Here is a 19,350-nt window from a genome sequence, read left to right as displayed (position 1 = left end):
ACTGAACGTAGGCACGGTACGGGTTGTAGTCGTGCGCCAGCTTCAGATTTTTGGATCGGTGCGCATCAGCAAAGTGGACATTGATCCAAGGGTGATCAGCCGTAGCTGTCCTTCCTTGAATTTCTCAGCCAATTCCCCGACGAGTCGGGCGTGTCCAATCACATTGGTGGTCATGGTTTGCTCATAACCCAAGGCTCCGGCTTCTCGGGTACTCGGGGTGTGGATCATTCCCGCGTTGGCCACTAGGATGTCCAGCTGACGCCCTCGAAGCTCGGCGGCCAGCGCCATCGCAGACAGGGTTGAAGCAGCGTCAAACTGCATAAATTCAACACTGGCCTCTGGCACTCGACGGCGGATGGCGGCCATGGCCTTTTCGGCACGTGACTGGTTACGACAGGCCAGAATCACATGCGCTCCCGCTGCAGCCAAACCCAAGGACGCAAAGAATCCTAAGCCTGCGTTGGCGCCGGTAACCACTGCTGTTTTACCGACGCCTAACGACTTCCAGCGCTCATAGTTGGCACGAATACTGGCCTGGGGCACGGACTGCCCCAACTGTTCTAGGGAACCCAAACGCACTGCACGATTCATGCTCCCCACGCTACTACAACCGTTAGCCTGCCAGACCTGGTGGGTTCAACCGAGAATCGGTAATTCCTTCCTCGCTCAAACCCCACTTATCCAAGATCTGTTTGTAGGCGCCAGATTTAATCAGCCCATCAATGGCCACTTCTGCAGCTTCCGCCAGTCCGCTACCCTTCTTAGTGGTCACCGCGACCTGCGCGGTATCCGGCCACCCACCGGGGAAGGAACCAATCTGCTTAACTTCTCCGGCAGTCGCCTGTTTGTAGGCACCGGATGCGTTCGGTCCAAAGCTTGCATCAGCACGCCCAGAAAGTAGCGCCAAGGTTGAAGCCGAATCATCGTCGTAGTACTGGAAATCCACTGGTTTCAGACCCTTGGCCTGATTAGCTTTGTCCCACTCAACCAAGATCTTTTCCTGGTTGGTTCCCGAGCCGACGATAATCTTCAAACCAGCCACATCTTCGGCTTTTTTGATTGGCCCAATGTCCGAATCCTTATCGGCGTAGAATCCGAGCAGGTCCTCGCGGTAGGTCGCAAAATCAAACTTCTTTTGCGCTCTTCGGTCACCGTCACGTTACTGATCGCGGCCTCGTACTTGGCGGACTCAATACCCAACGGCCAGTCCGCCCATGACACTGGAACTAGTTCTAGTTCCAAGCCGAGAGCATCGGCGAGCGCCGCTGCGAGGTCAGCATCATTGCCGATCGGTGTGGTGTTATCGGTGGCGTAAAAACTCAGTGGTGCTGAACTTGGTGCGGTCACGATAGTGAGTTTTCCGTCGGCCGAGATCTTTTCTGGAACCACCTTTTGAGCTTTTTATTTACCGCGACGTCCGGACGCTCTTGCTGCGGGCTCGATAGCGCCGTGTCAGCAGCATTGGTCGGTGCCTGAGATTCGGTGTTCTCCTTGGCCTCGGATGGATCGGCGCACGCACTGAGGGACACCAAACCGATCAGCGCAAGGGTGGTGAAGGCGTAACGGGATTTGTGGAGCTTCATGATACTTCCTGCACTGTCTTGAGTCGCTGGATGGCCCGCTGCTCATGGGTTTCGTCGATGGTTAGTCCGAGGTTTTCTCGCAGAGTGTCCGCATAGGCCTGTGGGTAGACTCCGCGTTCCTGAAGCCGAGGGACCAGGTGGTTGACGATGTCATCAAGCCCGGTAGGAATCAGCCACGGGGTGATGTTGAAGCCATCAACCGCACCAAGTTCTGCGTACTGAGCCAAACGGTCCGCGATCTGATCATAGGAACCGGTGAAGGTGTGGTCCGCACGGTGTGAACGGGAACGGACAAACTCGATAATGTTCTGCCCCTTCTCCTTGGCTTCGGCACGCCATGCGGCAGCCAGCTCTAGAGACTTAGCACCTTGGAAGCCACTACCTCGGGTCACTGAGCTCTGCTCGACTACTGGATCAAATTCGGGCAGTGGCCCGTAAGGATCGACGTTCTCCAGTCGAGTACCCCAGAACTGTTCAAGGTAGGCCAACGCCTGGTGTGGGCCAATCTGGTGTTCGCGGACCCAGTGGTACTTTTCTTCGGCTGCTGCGGCAGTTTCTGCCACGATGAACTCAGCTCCGGGCATGATCTTCACCGAGTTCTCGGCACGTCCCACCTTGGCTGCACGAGCGTTGATGTCCTTGCGGAATTCCAGTGCGTCTTCCAGTCCAACGTGGGCGGAGAAAATGACGTCGGTCTGGCGGGCAGCAAAGTCGCGTCCCTCGGCTGAGTCGCCGGCTTGGAAGAGCACAGGCCGATGTTGTGCGCTGGCCGGAACGGTGCCGGTGTAGTCAACGTTGTAGTGATTGCCGCGGTGGTGAACTGTGGAATCGTCCCATATCTGACGTACGGTACGCACAAAGTCCTCTGCATGAGAGTAACGCTCGTGGTGCTCTAGGTAGCCGCCTCGGCGGAAGTTTGCGCCGGTCCAGGCGTTGTGGGTGGTGACAATGTTCCAGGCAGCGCGACCCTCGGAAATCAGGTCCAAGGAGGAGAGCCGACGGGCCAAATCTGCTGGGTCGTTGTAGGTGGTGTTCTGGGTGGCTACCAAACCAATGTTGCTAGTTACCGCGGCCAGGGCTGCGAGCATGGTCTGTGCATCGGGGCGACCGGCCACATCCAGTTCATGAATGCCACCTAGGTGTTCACGCAGGCGCAGTCCCTCACCGAGGAAGAAGGCACTGAATAAGCCACGCTCTGCGGTCTGTGCAATCTGACGGAAGGAAGCAAAGTCAATCTGGGATCCCGCCTTTTCGCTGCGCCATACGGTCGAAGAGTTCACGCCTTGGAAAAAGACGCCGAATCGTAGTTGGTTCTGGGTGCTCATGATGCCTCCTGGAAGCGGTTTTTGGCCACCGGCAGTGCGAAGGTTTCGCGCAGGGTGTCACCGATGGGTGCCAGCAAGTTGCTGTGCTTCAGTTTTGGTAGTACTTCGTCAAGCAGTACGCTTGCGTCGATCCTCAGATCTCCCGGATGCAGGTGGACAAGATGTCGGCGTTGATCTTCCGGGTTGGCGGTAGCTTCCGCGAACTTTAAGGAAGCTAATGAGCTCATCAACACTGCCGATAAATTCGGCGCGAGGGGTTCGCTGCACGGATTGTTCGGCCGCCCGGCGGGCCCCGGTATCCCCTGCGGTGTCCAGATAAACGTCTAGTTCGATGGCTACCGCGCCCTTGCTGCTGGCGGTCTGTGCTTTGGCGAGTAGCTCATCAAGGTTGGCTGCGTTCACCTTCACCACGTCGGCACCGTTCAGTCGGCAGTGTTGCAGACCATCGGGCGTAAATAGCGGGGCCGGAGCAATAATCGGCAACTGTCCCTGAGGTGGGCGTGGGGTGATAGCCGGGCCCTTGACCGAGAAGTTTTTCCCCTCAACATCCGCGTAGTGCAACTTGGTGGCATCTAGGTAGCGTCCGGTTGCCTCATCACGAATGACCGCGTCGTCTTCCCAGCTGTCCCAGAGTCGACGGTGGGTGGTGACCACGTCGGCAGCTTCGGTACTTAGCTGGTCCTCGGGCAATATGCTGCGACCTACTGCGTCGGCCTGTACCGAATCGTTCTGCGTTTCTAAGATCCATCCGGCCCGGCCGTGGGAAATGATATCTAGGCTGGCCAGCTGGGTTGCAGTGTGAAAGGGCTCGGTAAAGAGGGCATCAATCACCGGCAGCACCGCGATGCGCTGGGTTTTCGCGGCAACAAAACTGGCGCGTTGCACCGAGTCGAGCAGGCCATCACTGGAGAAGCTCACGCCGTGGAATTCAGCAGATTCAGCGCGTAACGCTGCGAGGGCCGAATCGTTCGGATCGTTACCGGCGCCATCAAGATTGAGCGCCAGCAGCAGGGAGTACTCACTCATACTGCATACTCCTTTTCTAAGGTGTTGTTGAACTGTGGATCTGTTTCGGTCCACAAGGTGGTCTCGGTTTTCACCAGCGGAATCACTTCCTTTGCGAAGCGTTCCAACGTTTCAATTTGTGCCGCATAGGGCGCGGTGGTTGGCAGCGAAATGGACTGCAGGTCGTGACCGAAGCTCTGGTGATAATCCAAGATCTTCTCGGCGACAAACTCGGGGCTACCCACCAAGAGGGGTCCTTCGGCCACCGCGTGCTCAATGCTGCGGTACGGGGTGTTGTTCCCCGGTACATCGCGCCGGTTAGTCAGTGCTTCGTACACCGGCCCAAATTCCTTGATGGCCGCCTTGGTGCTATCGGCCAGGTACACGCCTCCCGCCCCGCTGCCCGAACCTATATACCGTGCCGCCGGATCGTGGCCTGCCTGCTCATAGGCCAGCTTGTAGTGATCGATGAGCACCTTGTAATTTTCTTTGGGCTGGATCGCATTGGCCGAGAAGAGTGGGTCACCATGTTTGGCGGCCAGTTCTGCCGAACGAAGCGAGGTGGCCGAACCATGCCAGATCCGCAGTCGTGACTGGAACGGGCGTGGGCTGGTGGTGACCTGTTCTAATTCGCTGCGGAACCGTCCGGTGAAGTTCACTGGCTCATCGGCAAAGAGGGCTTTGAGCAGCTCGTAGTTCTCTTCGAGCAAGTCCCATTGATCCTCAACCTTCCTGCCAAAGAGCGGGAAGTGCGCCACTTCGTTGCCCTTACCAATTCCCAGCTCCAGGCGCCCATGACTTAACTGATCCACGGTGGCAAAATCTTCGGCTACGCGCACCGGATCAAGAATGGAAAGCACCACCACACCGGTGTGCAGCCGAATCTTCTTGGTCCGCGCGGCAATAGCCCCAAGGACAACGGCCGGCGAGGAAGAAATGAAGGCACCTGCGTGGCGCTCGCCTACTGAGAAGGAATCAAAGCCAAGTTCCTCGGCCCGCATCGCGGACTGCACTACCTGTTCAAAGCGTTGCGCGGTATCAACCTGCAGGCCGGTGATCGGGTCAGACTGGTGCGGAATAATGTCTAGTACTTGAAAACGCATTATTTGCCCTTGTAGTTCGCCGCGTTGATGGTTTCTGATTCCGGCAGAGCCTCTTCACTCAACGACCAGCGATCTAGCACCTTGGCGTAGGTGCCTTCCTTGATGGTTTCGTTCAGTGCCGCGGTGATCTGTTCAGAGAGGCGGTTGCCGGCCTTGGTTGTTGCGGCAACCAGCGTCTCATTAGGCCATCCGGCGTTGATCTTGCCAACCACCTTCAGATCATCACGTTGGTTTTCGCGGTACACGGTGGAAGGATAAGGCGCGATGTTCAAATCGATGCGTCCCGAGGATAGAGCCAAGATGGTGTCGGCTTCACTGGAGTAGTACTGCAGTTCTGCTGGTGCCTTGCCCTTGTCCTCTAGCTCTTTGTTCCATGCCAGCAGGATCTTTTCCTGGTTAGTCCCGGAACCCACGGCGATCTTCTTGCCCGTAATGTCGTCGGCTGATTTCACGGTGATATCGCTGTCGGCGCGAGCTTCAAAGCCCATAAACGCTGCACGGTAGGTGGAGAAGTCGAACTTCTTCACTCGATCCGCGTTCACCCCAACATTGGAGAAGACTGCTTCAAAGTCGCCCGATTCGGTTTTCAGCGGCCAGTTCTCCCAACTGGTCACCTGCAAGTCCAGTTCTAGTCCCAGCTTGTCGGCGACCAACTGGGCCAGGTCCACTTCGGTGCCGATCACGGTCTTTTCATCGGTGGCGTGGAAGGAGAGTGGTACCGAGCCGGCGGTGGTGGCCACGGTGAGCTTGCCGTCCTTTTTGATCTTTTCTGGGACCGCGTCGGCCAGCTTTTGATCTTTGGTGGAGCGGATGCGGTCTTGCTCTGGTGAGGTGTTGTAGGTTGTGCTGCTCTTGGCTTCAGCGCCCGAGGATGCTGCCGGGGCGGCGGCGCCTGGGTCAGCGCAACCGGCGAGGGTGAGCAGGCCGATCGCAGAGAGGGCAGAAACTGCTGCGTACTTTTTCATGGTGCGAGTCCTTAGTGACAAAGCTTTAGATGTTAAAAGCCGGTTCGATGACTTTGGAGAGGAAGGATTTGGTGCGCTCGTGCTGTGGGTTGGCCAGTAGTTCTCTCGGGGTCCCCTGCTCCACGATTCGTCCGCCATCCATAAACACAATTCGGTCGGCGACATCGCGGGCAAACCCGATCTCGTGGGTGACGATGATCAGCGTCGTACCTGACTTGGCTAAGTCCTTGATCACTTCGAGCACCTCGGTGACCAACTCAGGGTCCAGCGCACTGGTCGGCTCGTCAAAAAGCACCACCTTGGGATCCAGGGCCAGGGCCCTCGCGATGGCCACACGCTGCTGTTGACCGCCGGAGAGCTGGCGAGGATAGGCATCAGCTTTATCCGCCAATCCCACGCGGGCTAGTAATTCTTTGGCCCGCGCCTGGGCTTTGGCCTTGGGAACCTTGCGAGCGTGGATGGGCGCTTCAACAATGTTTTGTAGGGCGGTCAGGTGCCCGAAGAGGTTGAAATTCTGGAACACCATGCCCACCTCGGTGCGCTGCGCCAAGATTTCTGCTTCGCCTCGTTCATGGAGTTTGCCGTTGCGCACCTTATAGCCGATCAATTCGCCATCGAGGCTGATGGTGCCTCGGTCCACCTTTTCCAGGTGGTTGATGGTGCGCAGCAAGGTGGATTTTCCTGAGCCCGATGGCCCAATAATGACCAAGACTTCACCCTGGGCAACATCAAGATCGATCTCGTGCAGAACTTGGGTTGTACCGTAGCTCTTGTCTACCGAACGCACCGCTACTTCTCCGCGGGTGCTAACTTCTGTGGTTGCCAGGCTCATAGCTGTCCTTTCGAGGAATTGATCGAGGTGCCGGTGGCGGCGTGGGTTGTGAAGAAACCACGCAGTTTTTGTAACGGGGTTGGTGGCAAGGTGCGCAGTGCACCGCGGGAATAGTGACGTTCAATGTAGTACTGGGCCACGCTGAGCACCGAAGTGATCACGATGTACCAAATGGTGGCCACCAGCAGCATCGGCAACACTTGCTGCGTGCGGTTGTAAATGACCTGCACGGTGTAGAACAGTTCCGAATAAGCCAGCACGTAGACGATCGAGGTGCCCTTGACCAGGCCGATGATTTCGTTGAAGGCGGTCGGCAAGATCGCTCGCATGGCCTGCGGGAGCACGATCCGGGTGGAGCGGCGCCAGCGAGGAATACCCAATGCGGTGGCCGCTTCGATCTGGCCCTGGTCCACCGAGAGAATGCCACCGCGAATGATTTCCGCACTGTAGGCCGCCTGGTTCAGGGTCAGCCCCAGCACCGCGGCAGCAAACTGGCTGATCAGGCTCGTGGTCTGGAATTCGGCGAAGGTAATTGAGGTGAACGGGACCCCCAGCCGGATGGTTTCATACAGGTAGCCGAGGTTGTACCAAAGCAATAGCTGCACCAATAGCGGGGTGGATCGGAAGATCCAGGAGAAGGTCCACGACACCGAGCTAAATAATGGCGAGCGTGATAACCGCATCAGCGCCAGCACAAAGCCGAGCGCAAAGCCCAGGCTGCCGGAAATCAACGTGAGCTTCAGAGTCTGCCCGAGTCCGCGAAGAATGGATTCGGCGGTGAACCATTGCGCCACCACACCCCATTCCCACCGTGGGTTAGTAATCAACGAGTACAGGATCGCTGCGGCGATTCCGGCAACAACCACGGTGCCGACCCAGCGCCACGGATGGACCGCGGCAACCACCTTGTAGTCAGCAATAGCACTATCGGTAGTGTAGCTCGGCGTTACTACCGGCTGCACTGTCTCCGACTCGGTGTTCTGCACGGTGTTCTGAACTTTGTCCAGCGCAGTCTCCGGCGTTGTGTCCTGCACGGGATCTGGGTTGGTGACCCGGGTACTTGTCGGTGGCATCGTTTGCTCCTTGTATGGCTTTGTTTCTCTTGAGGAACACGCTAGAGCCGTGGGGACGACCACCGCATCTGGCTAGTTCACGCTCGTTCACTCAAAGACACCATGTGTCGAAATGACGAAAAGTGACGGCCAAAACCGGGCGTTTTATAACGACGTGTTGCTGCTGCATCTCGGTCCGTGAACTTTGCGTCCTTGCAAGTCACACCCGCTAGCGTCGGACAAAGCAAGGCTCCTAATCTGGCGCTAACTACAGATTCCGCACCTACCGGCCGGCGGCGCAAAGGAGAAAAATGTCCGAGCAGCACATCGTTTTTATCGGCGGCGGCCCACGCACCGCGATGATTCTCGAGCGCATCAGTGCCAACCGTGAGTTGTTGGACAACACCGCCCTGCACCTACATGTCGTTGACCCCTTCCCGGTGGGTGCCGGACGCATCTGGCGCGAAGATCAAAGCCCGCTGCTTAAACTCAATTCGCGCGCCGCGGATGTCACGATGTTTACCGACGCGTCGGTGCAGTGCCTGGGCCCAGCCAAGGACGGCCCTGCCTTAGATCAGTGGGTGCAGCTTATTCGCGACGGGCAGCTTCACGATGTGCCTTCCTTATTGCTCACCGATCCGCTGCTGCGAGCCGAGGTTGCTCGCCTGGGTCCTGCCGATTTTCCGACCCGGCGTTTGCAGTCCTGCTACCTACGCTGGTTTTTCGCCCGCGCGCAGGCCTCATTTGCCAGCCCGGACGTCATCAAAATCCATCAGGATACGGCCGTGGATCTGCTCTCCGAGTCCAGCACCCATCGAGTGCTCCTTGCCTCAGGTCGTGAAATCGTCGCCGATCAGGTTGTCCTCGTTCAGGGTCACCTAGACGCGCGGTTGGAATCCGATGCCCGATCCCTAGAATTTGCCGCCCACGCCGACACCGCCGATCATTTGGGCTACATCCCGCCCGGCTACACCAACGACATCAACTTTCAGACACTGTCGGCCGGGACCGAGGTCTTGGTTTCTGGCATGGGGCTGGCCTTCACCGACCTATTTGTGCTGCTTTTTGAGGGCCGCGGGGGCAAGTTTGTTGCCGGCGAGAACGGAAGTTTGCGCTATCTGCCCAGCGGCCAGGAACCGAAACTTCTGGCCGGTTCGCGGCGCGGGGTTCCGTATCACAGCAAAATTCGCAGCACCACCACTGCGCCGCTGAGCACCGGTTACTTCACCGAAGAAGCCGTCAATGAATTACACGCGCAGCACGGCGAACTGGACTTTTTTGCCCATGTTTGGCCATTGATCGCCAAGGAAGCAGCCTTCTTTTACTACCGCGAAATTTTTGCCACGCCCCACTCATTCGCACCAAGTATCTGGAGCGAATTCCATGCCCGCTTCGATGCCATCTCTTGGTATTCGCCCGAACGCACAAGCCTCGTGGCCCAATTTGTCGCCCCAGAATTCCGGCTGGAATTTGAGGACCTAGAATTCCCGCTGCCCATCCCCCGGCCATTGCCCGCCCAAGGCCAAGCTCAAGAGCTCAACCAGCTGGTGCGCGAACATATCAAAGAGGATTTGCGGGTGCGCGATTCGGCCGATCATCCACAGTTCCAGGCACTATTTTTTGGTCTGCTCAAATCCTTTGTCACCCTGCCCGTCGTCGACGCCCTACTCAGTGACACCGGTCGAATTCAGCTAGCAGGATGGTGGCAAGGCTTCTTCAGCTTTGTCGATTCTGGCCCACCGGCGCACCGTCTGCGCGAGCTACTCGCCCTACACGAGGCAGGATTTATCAGCTTCTTGGGTCCAGAAACCTCATTCGGTTTTGACGCCAATCGCCAGCTTTTTTGCGCCCAAACCCTCGCCGGCGAAGTGCACGCGCCGTGGTTCATCGAAGCACGGCTACCATCGACCCACATTTCAACCAGCACCGATCCCCTGCTGGTCTCGTTGTACCACCAGGGATTGATCACCGAAGAACCCGGAGGTTCAGGAAAAATGCACATCACTTCACTGCGCCAAGTCATCGGTCGTGGCGGGAGCATCCACCGTTGGCTCTTTGCCACCGGTGCTACCGCCGGTCGATTCCAAGGCGGCGCGTTCTCCCGGCCGAACTCCAATTCCGCGCCCTTTGCTGATAGTGACGCGCTGGCCCGCGAACTGCTCGCCGCACCGGCGGCCATGAACCAGTGGGAATTAGCCGGCGCCATCGCCCAAACCCATCGGACCCTAGGCTAGAAGATCAAGATGACCACGCAACAGCAATCACCCAACCTCACCGCCCATGCCGTTTTGATTGGCGATCCTCGCCTAACCCCGCTCTTTGCCGGGCTCACCGTGGAATACACCCAGCGCTACGGGGATCGCAACGGTGCGGTAGCCGCCGAACTTGAGCGCTTCCCCGCCCACGAATTCACGGCCCCACTGGGACGATTTGTCATTCTAGAGGAGGACGGACAGACCGTTGCCGGTGGGGCGCTGCGTCGTTATGACCAGCACACCGCCGAGCTCAAACGCATCTGGACCCATGAAGACCACCGACGTCGTGGCCTGGCGCGTAGGGTTCTGCAGGAACTTGAGTTGGCCGCGATCGATCTGGGTTATACACAGCTCTACCTCACCACCGGTCCGCGTCAACCCGAAGCGCTTAAGCTGTACCTGAACGCAGGCTACCAGCCCCACTTTGATCTTGATGCCGACCCGTTAACCATCGGGCACCTGCCTTTCACCAAGGCGTTGCCTCACGCTCAAGCTAATGCCACGATAGGAGTATGAACCAACCGGAGAATTCGGATGCTGCGCTGAACGCCGCACGCTACGCCATGGGCAAGGCCAGCGATCAAACGCCTCTGCCGGTAGATGAGTATGCCCAGGCCACCGGCATGGCGCCGGTTCAAAAGCCCAAAACCCCGCTGCAGCTACACGCTGAAGATGAAGCGTGGGAGGTTGCCAATTCCGTGCTCGATGAGGCCTTTGCCCGTGGCGAGTTTGAGAACCTTGCCCTATCGGGGCAGAAGATCGACCACCTGACCAATAATAATGATCCAGACTGGTGGATGAAGTCGATGATGCGCCGCGAACAGATCACCGGTCTGGGCCCACCGGCGTTAACCTTGCGGGTTGAGGACGAACACTTGGAGCAGACGCTGGATCGTTTACCCACGCCGGCGGCAGTACGCGCGCACGTCGAGGACTTCAACGCCCGGATTATCGATGCTCGTCGCCAGCTACTTGGCGGTCCGCCGGTGATTACACCGCTGCGTGAGGTGGATGTCGAGGTCTTTGCTTGGCAAAGTCGCCGCGCGGTTGCCCAGCCAGAGCCAGCGATCATCCCCAAGCGCCGTTGGTGGCAACGCAAAAGCTAGTGCTTAAAGACGAACTTAACGGCAAAAGCCGCCCTCCCAAAGGAGAGCGGCTTTTGCTAAGTCAGATGACTTGCAGGTCTTACCAGGAAGACTTGGTGATGCCCGGAAGCTCACCACGGTGTGCCATGTCGCGGAAGCGAACACGGGAGATACCGAACTTCTGGAAGGTACCGCGTGGACGACCGTCGATCGCGTCGCGGTTACGAACGCGGATCGGGGAAGCGTCGCGTGGCAGCTTCTGCAGGCCTACGCGGGCTGCTTCACGAGCCTCGTCAGTTGCGTTTGGATCTACAAGAGTCTTCTTCAGCTCGAGGCGCTTCTCAGCGTAACGCTCGACAATGACCTTGCGCTGTTCGTTCTTTGCGATCTTGGACTTCTTGGCCATGTCTTAGCGCTCCTCTCGGAATTCGACGTGCTTGCGGACTACTGGATCGTACTTCTTCAGAACCATACGGTCTGGGTCGTTACGACGGTTCTTACGGGTTACGTAAGTGAAACCGGTACCAGCGGTGGACTTCAGCTTGATGATCGGACGTACGTCCTTATCCTTCTTTGCCATCTTAGAGCTTCACACCCTTCGCAATCAGGTCGCCAACAACAGCGTCGATTCCACGAGCATCGATGAGCTTGATGCCCTTGACCGAAAGGGTCAGGGTCACCTTGCGACGCAACGAAGGCACGTAGTAGGTCTTCTTCTGGATATTCGGATCGAAACGACGCTTGTTGCGGCGATGCGAGTGGGAGATGCTATGTCCGAAGGCCGGAGTAGTACCGGTTACCTGGCAAACAGCTGCCATGATCACTCCTCAGTTAGTTAGTAGTAAAATTCGGCGGTACTCGCGCACAGTGCCCATAAGTAAATATCGGCACCGCTTTTGTGCGTTATGAGTCCCGCCAACCAGTGAAACACCGTTAATACTGCACACTAGGAAGGTAACCAGGCTGGGTGAGAACCAACCGAAGAGCCTTAAAGTATGTATGTCGGTGAACTTCGTAACCGGTCGAGCAATGTCCCCGTACTCAGGTGGTCACGATATTCGGTATTACGGGCAACGCGCAGTTGCCATCCCACCGTGCGGCGGCACAACAACACACGCGATTAACGCCTGATTAGCTTATCGAGAATTCCTCAGTGTTCCAAATCGGTCGCGCCCGGCTTTAAGATCCAGTGATCTTGCTGAAGCGAGGCAGTAATCTTCCGCGTAATCCGCGCCAGACTCTTAACGTCCTTGTCATCAAGGGGATCGAACAAAAGTGCACGAACCGAAGCGACGTGATGAGGCGCCATTCGCACCACCGCTTCCCATCCAGCCTTCGTTAATGAGGCGATTTTCACACGTGCATCGTCCGGAGATTGCACTCGAAGCAGCCAGCCGCGCTGTTCCAGCTTCTTAACCACGTGCGAAAGCCGGGATAACGAGGCGCTGGTATGCGAAGCCAGTTGGGTCATCGAAAGCTGATGGTTATCCGCCTCGGAGAGCATGGCCAGCATGTGATAGTCGAAGAGCGTAATGCCTTCAAGCCCCTGCAGATCGGAGTCCAGCGCGGACGGGAGCAGGGTCATGACGGATTGAAGTCCGAGCCATGCGTCGCGTTCGGACTGGGTCAGCCAAACAGGCTTCTCGCTCATCGGTGGTCCAATCGTTCAGGCCCTGCCAGTGCAGGAAGTGCGGTAGTCAACGGGTAAGAGAATACATTGTCAAGCTAGGCAACCGCCTAAACCTGAGCTTTTCTGAGGAAAACCAAAGGCTTGCACCGTGCGGTGCAAGCCTCTGGATAATCACGAATTTTCTAGCTGCCGCTTCTTGCGATAGCTGATCACTTGGCCTGTGACCACTACTAATAGGGCAACGATGAACATTGCCGAACCGATAACATTCGCTTGGGCGGGAATGCCACGGGTGGCCGAAACATAGATGAACTTCGGGAAAGTCTGGAACGCGCCCGAGTTGAAGTTCGTAATGATGAAGTCATCGAAGCTCATCGCGAAGGACAACAACGCCGCGGCGATAATGCCGGGAAGCAACAGCGGGAAGGTCACCTTCCAGAAGGCCGCGGCCGGTGACGCGTAAAGATCGGCTGCCGCCTCTTCCAATCGTGAATCCAGCGAGGAGACGCGAGCCCTAACCGTCACGATCACAAAGGACATGCAGAAGACCACGTGGGCGATCACGATGGTGCCGTAACCCAGCTCCCACCCCAGATTCAAAAACTGTGCCAGCAGCGACGCACCGAGCACCACTTCCGGGGTGGCCAGCGGCAAAATAATGAGCACGTCGGTCAGCTTGCGGAAGCGGAATTTGTACCGCACCAAACCGATCGCGATCCCGGTGCCCAATACCGTAGCGATCACCGTGGCCACCGTGCCGATCTGCAAGGAGTGCACCAACGACTGGCATACCGCTGGAGCCCCACACGGGTTCATCCAGTTATCCAGGGTGAAGCGCTGCCATTGCAGGTTGGCTCGGCCGCCGTCATTAAAGGAGAAGACAAAGATGTAGGCGATCGGCACCAGCAGGTAAATAAAAGCCGCACCGCCGATCACCGGAATCAGCCAGCGTCCAATTTTCTGCTTCACGCTACATCAACTCCTCGGTGCCAAAGCGGCGGATATAGATCGTGACCAGAATGAGGATCGAAACCATCAGCACAAAACTCAGCGCCGCAGCGCCCGGGTAGTCGATGATTTTGAAGAACCGTGAGTCAATAACCTGGCCGATCATCGTGGTATCTCGGTTATTGCCCAGCAACGCCGAGTTCACGTAGTCGCCAGCGGCCGGAATGAAGGTCAGCAAGGTGCCAGCAAAAACACCCGGCGCGCTCATCGGCAGCGTGATCTTGGCAAAGGAGGTGATCGGACTGGCATACAGATCCCCGGAGGCCTCCAACAACCGGGTATCAAGCCGGCCGAGGTTCGCATAGATCGGCAACACCATAAAGGGCAGGAAGTTGTAGGTCAGGCCGGCCACCACCGCAAAGGGAGTGGCTGTCAGGTGTCCGTCCGCGGGTAGGATCGCGATGAATTTCAGCGTCTGCGCCACAAATCCTTCATCGGCCAGGATCTGCTTCCAGGCCTGGGTGCGCAGGATAAAGCTGGAGAAAAACGGGGCGATCAGCAGTACCAACAAGATGCCTTGCAACAGGGTTTTTTCGCGCAACCGTACGGCCACCAGGTAAGCCATCGGGAAGCCGATCAGCAATGCCAGCACGGTGGAGATCAGCGCAAACCAGAAGGAGCGCAAGAGTTCTGGCCAGTACGCCGAAAGCACCGTCGCGTAGTTACTGAACTGCAGGCCCGGCACAAATTCGCCGACCTCCGCGCCGGGTGGTTTGGAGTACAGGCTCATCGCCAGCAAGATCACCACGGGCAGAGCGAAGAATAATGCCAGAACCAACAACCCGGGAGTGATCAGAAAAATGCCAGTGCGGTTTTTGCGTTTTTCTGCCCGTAGCTCGTCCTTGCTACGCAGATCGACGCTCATGACTCGACCCCTGCGTCCACACGTTCATCCCCGGCCAGCCCGAAGGAGTGCTCAGCTTCCCACCCAAGGAACACCGTGTCACCTTCTGCCGCCGGTTGCTGGCCACGGTTCTGCGTGAAGGTGCCGATCAGGCCGATTTGCGCGACGTCCACGAGGTATTCCGTGGTGGTGCCGGTGAAGGAAACGTCCACGACAGTACCGGTGAGCTGATTCTGCCCATCAACTGGGTTTCGGTCGATGGTGATCTTTTCTGGGCGGACACCGACCACCACGTCTCCCTCGGTTTGCACCGCGCGCTCAGCTGGAAGCAAGATGGTGCGCCCGACAACTTCCACGCTGAGCATGCCATCCGTCACTGCGCTGACCGTGCCGCGCATCAAGTTGGATTTGCCCAAGAAGTTGGCCACAAAAGCGGTGCGTGGCAATTCGTACAGTTCGCGCGGCGGACCCATTTGTTCGATCCGCCCGCCGTTCATCACCGCGACCACGTCGGCCATGGTCATGGCCTCTTCCTGGTCGTGGGTGACGTGGATGAAGGTCAGCCCCACCTCGGTCTGGATCTTCTTCAGTTCCAGCTGCATTTGCCGGCGCAATTTCATATCCAGCGCGCCGAGCGGCTCATCAAGTAACAACACCTGCGGGCGATTAACCAGCGCCCTGGCTAGGGCCACGCGCTGTTGCTGACCTCCGGAGAGTTGCGCAGGTTTGCGGTTGGCCAGGTGCGCGAGCTCAACAAGCTCCAGACCCGTCCGCGCCTTGTCAATCGCCTGTTTGTCCTTTTTGCGCTTGAGCCCAAAGGCCACATTTTCCAGCACCGACAAGTGCGGGAACAACGCATAGGACTGGAAAACGGTATTAACTTCGCGGCGGTGGCTGGGCAGTGCGGTGACGTCCTGCCCGCCGATCAAAATGCTGCCTTCGCTCGGAGCTTCGAGTCCTGCGATCATTCTCAAGGTGGTGGATTTGCCGCAGCCCGAGGGCCCCAGCAAGGCAAAAAATGTTCCCGCTGGAACCAGTAGGTCCAGGTTTTCCACCGCGCTGAAGCTGGCGAAGCGTTTGCTAATGCCCGAAAGTTCGAGGTCAGCACCCGAAGTTACGGGGCTCTGTGTATGTTGAGCCAAAGTGGTCATACCCCTATCACGTCCTTATGCTGCCCGCGGTTCTGCCCGTGCGATCTTTGATTGTGCATCTTAGGCGCCGATCGCGTTCTGGAATTGAGTTGCCAGCGTTGATTCCTCGTCTGGCTCCAGCGAGCGGAAGACATGTGCTTTGGCCAGGTCCTGATCGGTAGGGAAAATCAGCGGGTTGTTCACCAGCTCCGGATCGATCTTCTCCATCTCTTCTTTGGCGCCGACCACCGGGCAAATGTAGTTCACATAGGCGGCGACCTCGGCGGCCACGGCCGGATCGTAGTAGAAATCCATCAGCTTCTCCGCATTGGTCTTGTGCGGCGAGGCCACCGGAACCATCAGGTTGTCACTCCACAGGGTGCCGCCGGCTTCAGGCAGGATGAACTCCCACTGGTCGTCGTTCTCAAAATTCATTTGCACCACGTCACCGGACCACACAATGCCTGCGATCGCGTCCCCGGAGATGAAGTCCTGCTTATAGGAGTTGCCCTTGACCTGGCGAATCTGGCCGTTGTCGATATTCTTGCGCAGCACGTCGGTGGCCGCACCAAACTCAGATTCGCCCCATTTTCCGGCCACATCCACACCGTTTTGCAACATCAATAGCCCCATGGTGTCGCGCATTTCATCCAGCACGGTGACCCGGCCCTTCAGCGCTGGATCCCAGAGGTCATCCAGGGACTTCAGACCCTTGGGGAAAGCCTTCTTATTCCAGGCGATGCCCGCGTAACCGGTCTGCCAGGTCAGCGAATGTTTGCGCCCTGGATCAAAATCGACGTTCTGCAAGCTTGGCAGCAGGTTCGCTGCGTTCGGGATGTTATCCAGGTTCAGTTCCTGGGCGTACCCCTGACGAATCAACCGCCCAGCCATCCAGTCGGTGAGCGTCACGATGTCTTGGCCGATGTCCTGGCCGGCCTTAAGCTGCCCCTGCACCTTGCCGTAGTACGAATCGTTGCCGTCGATGTCCTCTGCGTAGTTGACCTTGATGCCGGTCTTCTTGGTGAACGCGTCGAGGGTCGGGTAGGTCTTCTTTTTGTCGTCGTAGTCTAGGTACAGGGTCCAGTTGGCCCAGTTCACACTCTGATCGGACTCGGAAAGATCGGTCACCACCGCCTCGGTCTTGGTGTCCTTGGAGCCGCCGGTGCCACAGGCAGCCAGCAGGCCGGTCAGCCCTAACGCGCCTGCGGTGGACAGCACGGACCGGCGAGAAAAGCTGCGTTGACCCATGGCTTGGACCAGTGCTCGAACTTGAGGATCTTGCGGTAGTCGTCGTTGCGAGTGCGACATGGCATCCGTCCTTTTGCATCGTGAAAATGAGATCGGTCACATAGGAAACTGATGTCGTTCATCCTGTCAGCTATACAAAAGTCAAACAAGAGCTAAACAAAAGATTCCTCAGGTATTTAACGAACCGGAAACGAGAAACTTACAAAATACCCCCTTTCGCAACTGAATCAGTGGCTGTAGGGTCGGTTCAAAGCCCCCAAGACCCAAGGAGGTCGATATGACGTTACCCTCGCACTCAGCACAGGTCATCGACGAAATTTCCAAGGAGATCATCGAACAGCTGCAGGAAGACGGGCGTCGTTCCTATGCCGCCATCGGCAAAGCAGTGGGCCTGAGCGAAGCAGCGGTACGCCAACGCGTGCAGAAGCTGGTCGAGAGTCGCGTTATGCAAATCGTCGCAGTCACCAACCCATTGGAACTGGGCTTCACCCGCCAGGCAATGATCAGCATTGTCGCCAATCAAGACATCAACGGCACCGCCGATCGCATCGCCGAACTGCCAGAAGTCGACTATTGCCTGGTGACCACCGGAACCGCCGACATTCTCGCCGAGGTCATCTGCTCTAACGACGAAGACCTCTTGCGCGTGATTGGCACCATCCGCGGGATCGACGGCGTGCTCAGCACCAATACCTTCACGTACCTTTCACTGAAAAAACAGGAATACAACTGGGGAACACGATGAACACACCACGCGGTACCGATCGCCAGCAAGCAGCTCGCGATCACCTTTGGATGCACATGGCCCGGCACTCTTCCATCGCACAGGGTGGCCACGTTCCGATCATTTCGCGCGGGCAGGGGCACAAGATTTACGACGACGCCGGTCGTGAGTACTTTGACGGGCTCTCCGGTCTGTTTGTGGTTAACGCGGGTCACGGCCGAGCCGAACTGGCCGAAGCGATGGCCAAGCAGGCAGAAAAGCTGGCCTTCATGCCACTGTGGTCCTACGCCCATGAACCAGCGATTGACCTGGCTGAACGTCTTGCCAGTTACGCCCCGGGAGACCTCAACCGCGTGTTCTTCACCACCGGCGGTGGCGAAGCGGTGGAATCGGCCTTCAAATTAGCCAAGCAGCACTTCAAAATGAAGGGCAAGCCTGGCAAGACCAAGGTCATCTCCCGCGCTTTGGCCTATCACGGCACCCCGCAAGGCGCCCTGGCCATCACCTCGCTGCCGGATATGAAAACTCCCTTTGAACCGCTGGTTCCGGGCACCTTCCGGGTGCCAAATACCAACTTCTACCGGGCGCCAGAAATGTTCGCCGACAATGAGAAGGACTTTGGACTCTGGGCCGCGGAGCGTATTCGCGAAGCCATCGAATTTGAAGGCCCGGACACCGTTGCTGCCGTCTTTTTGGAGCCAGTGCAGAATTCCGGCGGCTGCTTCCCGCCGCCACCTGGCTACTTTGATCGGGTGCGCGAAATCTGCGACGAGCACGACGTGCTGCTGGTCTCCGATGAAACCATCTGCGCGTTCGGACGCATCGGCTCGATGTTCGCCTGCAATGACTTCGGCTTTGTCCCCGACATCATCACCTCGGCAAAGGCCCTGACCAGTGGTTATGTACCGCTTGGTGTGATGGTTGTGTCGGACAAGCTCTTTGAACCGTTCACCAAGGGAGACACCACCTTTTACCACGGCTATACCTTCGGTGGGCACCCGGTCGCCGCTGCCGTCGCGATGGCCAATTTGGACATCTTCGAACGCGAGGGGCTGAACGAGAACGTCAAAAACAACGCCGACAATTTCAAATCGACCCTAGATAAGCTGCGCGACCTGGACATTGTGGGCGACGTGCGCGGGGCCGGCTACTTCTATGGGATCGAGCTAGTCAAGGACAAGGCAACAAAGCAGACCTTCAACGACGAAGAGTCCGAGCGACTGCTACGCGGCTACCTCTCCCCTGCTTTGTGGGAGGCGGGTCTTTACTGCCGAGCCGATGACCGCGGAGACCCGGTGATCCAGCTGGCGCCACCGATCACCATCGGACAACCCGAGTTCGACCAGATTGAATCGATCTTGCGCACCGTGCTGAAAGAAGCGGTCAACAAGATCTAACCCATTTGGCCCGCAGGATCTGCCTGCGGGCCATAAATCTGCAAGTCAGCGTCATATGAAGCGGCGGTTCTTCACGGTTTGTCGCTCAATTGGTGCTTTGTGTCATAGGCCACTAGTCTGAGGTCATTGGACGATCAAGATCGCCTTTTGGAAGATGGCAGGAA

The 19,350-nt window shown here is 57.6% G+C and carries 23 protein-coding genes; 5 read left to right on the top strand and 18 right to left on the bottom strand.

The window, feature by feature from the left end:
• Positions 1-42 precede the first annotated feature (42 nt).
• From N6V40_RS06755 to N6V40_RS06715, 10 genes are all read right to left on the bottom strand, one after another.
• Positions 43-591 carry an SDR family NAD(P)-dependent oxidoreductase gene (locus N6V40_RS06755; RefSeq protein WP_262199704.1) on the bottom strand — a complete coding sequence of 183 codons (549 nt, stop codon included), beginning with the start codon at positions 589-591 and terminating at the stop codon, positions 43-45.
• Between the two features lie 22 nt (positions 592-613).
• Positions 614-1,042, bottom strand: coding sequence for a type 2 periplasmic-binding domain-containing protein (locus tag N6V40_RS17645; RefSeq protein ID WP_396268501.1), 429 nt, complete (start codon positions 1,040-1,042; stop codon positions 614-616).
• Complete coding sequence (locus N6V40_RS17640) at positions 1,030-1,389, bottom strand: transporter substrate-binding domain-containing protein (protein WP_396268499.1); 360 nt, start codon at positions 1,387-1,389, stop codon at positions 1,030-1,032. The genes N6V40_RS17645 and N6V40_RS17640 overlap by 13 nt, the downstream gene beginning before the upstream one ends.
• On the bottom strand, positions 1,344-1,583 hold the full coding sequence (locus tag N6V40_RS06745) for a hypothetical protein (protein ID WP_262199474.1): 240 nt from the start codon (positions 1,581-1,583) through the stop codon (positions 1,344-1,346). The genes N6V40_RS17640 and N6V40_RS06745 overlap by 46 nt, the downstream gene beginning before the upstream one ends.
• Complete coding sequence (locus N6V40_RS06740; RefSeq protein ID WP_131088973.1) at positions 1,580-2,908, bottom strand: LLM class flavin-dependent oxidoreductase; 1,329 nt, start codon at positions 2,906-2,908, stop codon at positions 1,580-1,582. Before N6V40_RS06740 ends, N6V40_RS06745 begins: the two co-directional genes overlap by 4 nt.
• A 108-nt stretch (positions 2,909-3,016) precedes the next feature.
• Complete coding sequence (locus N6V40_RS06735; protein ID WP_262199473.1) at positions 3,017-3,934, bottom strand: LLM class flavin-dependent oxidoreductase; 918 nt, start codon at positions 3,932-3,934, stop codon at positions 3,017-3,019.
• The gene (locus tag N6V40_RS06730) at positions 3,931-5,016 is read right to left on the bottom strand and encodes an LLM class flavin-dependent oxidoreductase (protein WP_131088975.1); all 1,086 of its coding nucleotides are present in this window, start codon (positions 5,014-5,016) and stop codon (positions 3,931-3,933) included. Before N6V40_RS06730 ends, N6V40_RS06735 begins: the two co-directional genes overlap by 4 nt.
• Positions 5,016-5,981 (bottom strand): ABC transporter substrate-binding protein, encoded by a 966-nt coding sequence (locus N6V40_RS06725; RefSeq protein ID WP_131088976.1) that lies wholly within the window; start codon positions 5,979-5,981, stop codon positions 5,016-5,018. Before N6V40_RS06725 ends, N6V40_RS06730 begins: the two co-directional genes overlap by 1 nt.
• 25 nt (positions 5,982-6,006) lie before the next feature.
• Positions 6,007-6,813, bottom strand: coding sequence for an amino acid ABC transporter ATP-binding protein (locus N6V40_RS06720; protein ID WP_131088977.1), 807 nt, complete (start codon positions 6,811-6,813; stop codon positions 6,007-6,009).
• Complete coding sequence (locus N6V40_RS06715) at positions 6,810-7,886, bottom strand: amino acid ABC transporter permease (RefSeq protein WP_131088978.1); 1,077 nt, start codon at positions 7,884-7,886, stop codon at positions 6,810-6,812. The genes N6V40_RS06720 and N6V40_RS06715 overlap by 4 nt, the downstream gene beginning before the upstream one ends.
• A 290-nt stretch (positions 7,887-8,176) precedes the next feature.
• On the opposite strand from N6V40_RS06715, the gene N6V40_RS06710 reads away from it, so the two are divergent.
• From N6V40_RS06710 to N6V40_RS06700, 3 genes are read left to right on the top strand one after another with little or no spacing between them, the layout of a single operon-like run.
• Positions 8,177-10,099: an FAD/NAD(P)-binding protein gene (locus N6V40_RS06710; protein WP_262199469.1), complete on the top strand. Its 1,923-nt coding sequence runs from the start codon at positions 8,177-8,179 to the stop codon at positions 10,097-10,099.
• A gap of 9 nt (positions 10,100-10,108) precedes the next feature.
• Positions 10,109-10,636 (top strand): GNAT family N-acetyltransferase, encoded by a 528-nt coding sequence (locus N6V40_RS06705; protein ID WP_262199468.1) that lies wholly within the window; start codon positions 10,109-10,111, stop codon positions 10,634-10,636.
• Entirely contained in the window at positions 10,633-11,226 is a 594-nt protein-coding gene (locus N6V40_RS06700) for a DnaJ family domain-containing protein (protein WP_262199466.1), read from the top strand. The genes N6V40_RS06705 and N6V40_RS06700 overlap by 4 nt, the downstream gene beginning before the upstream one ends.
• 79 nt (positions 11,227-11,305) lie before the next feature.
• On the opposite strand, the gene rpsN is transcribed toward N6V40_RS06700, so the two are convergent.
• From rpsN to N6V40_RS06660, 8 genes are all read right to left on the bottom strand, one after another.
• Positions 11,306-11,611 (bottom strand): 30S ribosomal protein S14, encoded by a 306-nt coding sequence (gene rpsN, locus N6V40_RS06695; protein ID WP_131088982.1) that lies wholly within the window; start codon positions 11,609-11,611, stop codon positions 11,306-11,308.
• A gap of 3 nt (positions 11,612-11,614) precedes the next feature.
• The gene (gene rpmG, locus N6V40_RS06690; protein ID WP_022874359.1) at positions 11,615-11,785 is read right to left on the bottom strand and encodes a 50S ribosomal protein L33; all 171 of its coding nucleotides are present in this window, start codon (positions 11,783-11,785) and stop codon (positions 11,615-11,617) included.
• 1 nt (position 11,786) lies between these two features.
• Positions 11,787-12,023, bottom strand: a complete 237-nt coding sequence (gene rpmB, locus N6V40_RS06685) for a 50S ribosomal protein L28 (RefSeq protein ID WP_060702424.1) — start codon at positions 12,021-12,023, stop codon at positions 11,787-11,789.
• 332 nt (positions 12,024-12,355) lie between these two features.
• Positions 12,356-12,856, bottom strand: a complete 501-nt coding sequence (locus tag N6V40_RS06680; protein ID WP_131088983.1) for a MarR family winged helix-turn-helix transcriptional regulator — start codon at positions 12,854-12,856, stop codon at positions 12,356-12,358.
• A 150-nt stretch (positions 12,857-13,006) separates the two neighbouring features.
• Entirely contained in the window at positions 13,007-13,804 is a 798-nt protein-coding gene (locus N6V40_RS06675; RefSeq protein WP_131088984.1) for an ABC transporter permease, read from the bottom strand.
• 1 nt (position 13,805) lies between these two features.
• Positions 13,806-14,708: an ABC transporter permease gene (locus N6V40_RS06670; protein ID WP_131088985.1), complete on the bottom strand. Its 903-nt coding sequence runs from the start codon at positions 14,706-14,708 to the stop codon at positions 13,806-13,808.
• Positions 14,705-15,838 (bottom strand): ABC transporter ATP-binding protein, encoded by a 1,134-nt coding sequence (locus N6V40_RS06665; RefSeq protein WP_131088986.1) that lies wholly within the window; start codon positions 15,836-15,838, stop codon positions 14,705-14,707. The genes N6V40_RS06670 and N6V40_RS06665 overlap by 4 nt, the downstream gene beginning before the upstream one ends.
• A 60-nt stretch (positions 15,839-15,898) precedes the next feature.
• The gene (locus N6V40_RS06660) at positions 15,899-17,125 is read right to left on the bottom strand and encodes an ABC transporter substrate-binding protein (RefSeq protein WP_131088987.1); all 1,227 of its coding nucleotides are present in this window, start codon (positions 17,123-17,125) and stop codon (positions 15,899-15,901) included.
• 217 nt (positions 17,126-17,342) lie between these two features.
• Here N6V40_RS06660 and N6V40_RS06655 point away from each other — a divergent pair, with 217 nt between their 5' ends.
• Together N6V40_RS06655 and N6V40_RS06650 are read left to right on the top strand one after the other, a co-directional pair.
• Positions 17,343-17,810 carry an Lrp/AsnC family transcriptional regulator gene (locus N6V40_RS06655; protein ID WP_131088988.1) on the top strand — a complete coding sequence of 156 codons (468 nt, stop codon included), beginning with the start codon at positions 17,343-17,345 and terminating at the stop codon, positions 17,808-17,810.
• Positions 17,807-19,186 (top strand): aspartate aminotransferase family protein, encoded by a 1,380-nt coding sequence (locus tag N6V40_RS06650; protein ID WP_131088989.1) that lies wholly within the window; start codon positions 17,807-17,809, stop codon positions 19,184-19,186. Before N6V40_RS06655 ends, N6V40_RS06650 begins: the two co-directional genes overlap by 4 nt.
• Positions 19,187-19,350: the final 164 nt, after the last annotated feature.

It is taken from the genome of Glutamicibacter sp. M10, assembly GCF_025452055.1.
Lineage (GTDB): Bacteria > Actinomycetota > Actinomycetes > Actinomycetales > Micrococcaceae > Glutamicibacter.
The sequence above is the reverse complement of the archived record's forward strand: the minus strand, read 5'-3'. Positions and strand labels throughout refer to the sequence as shown.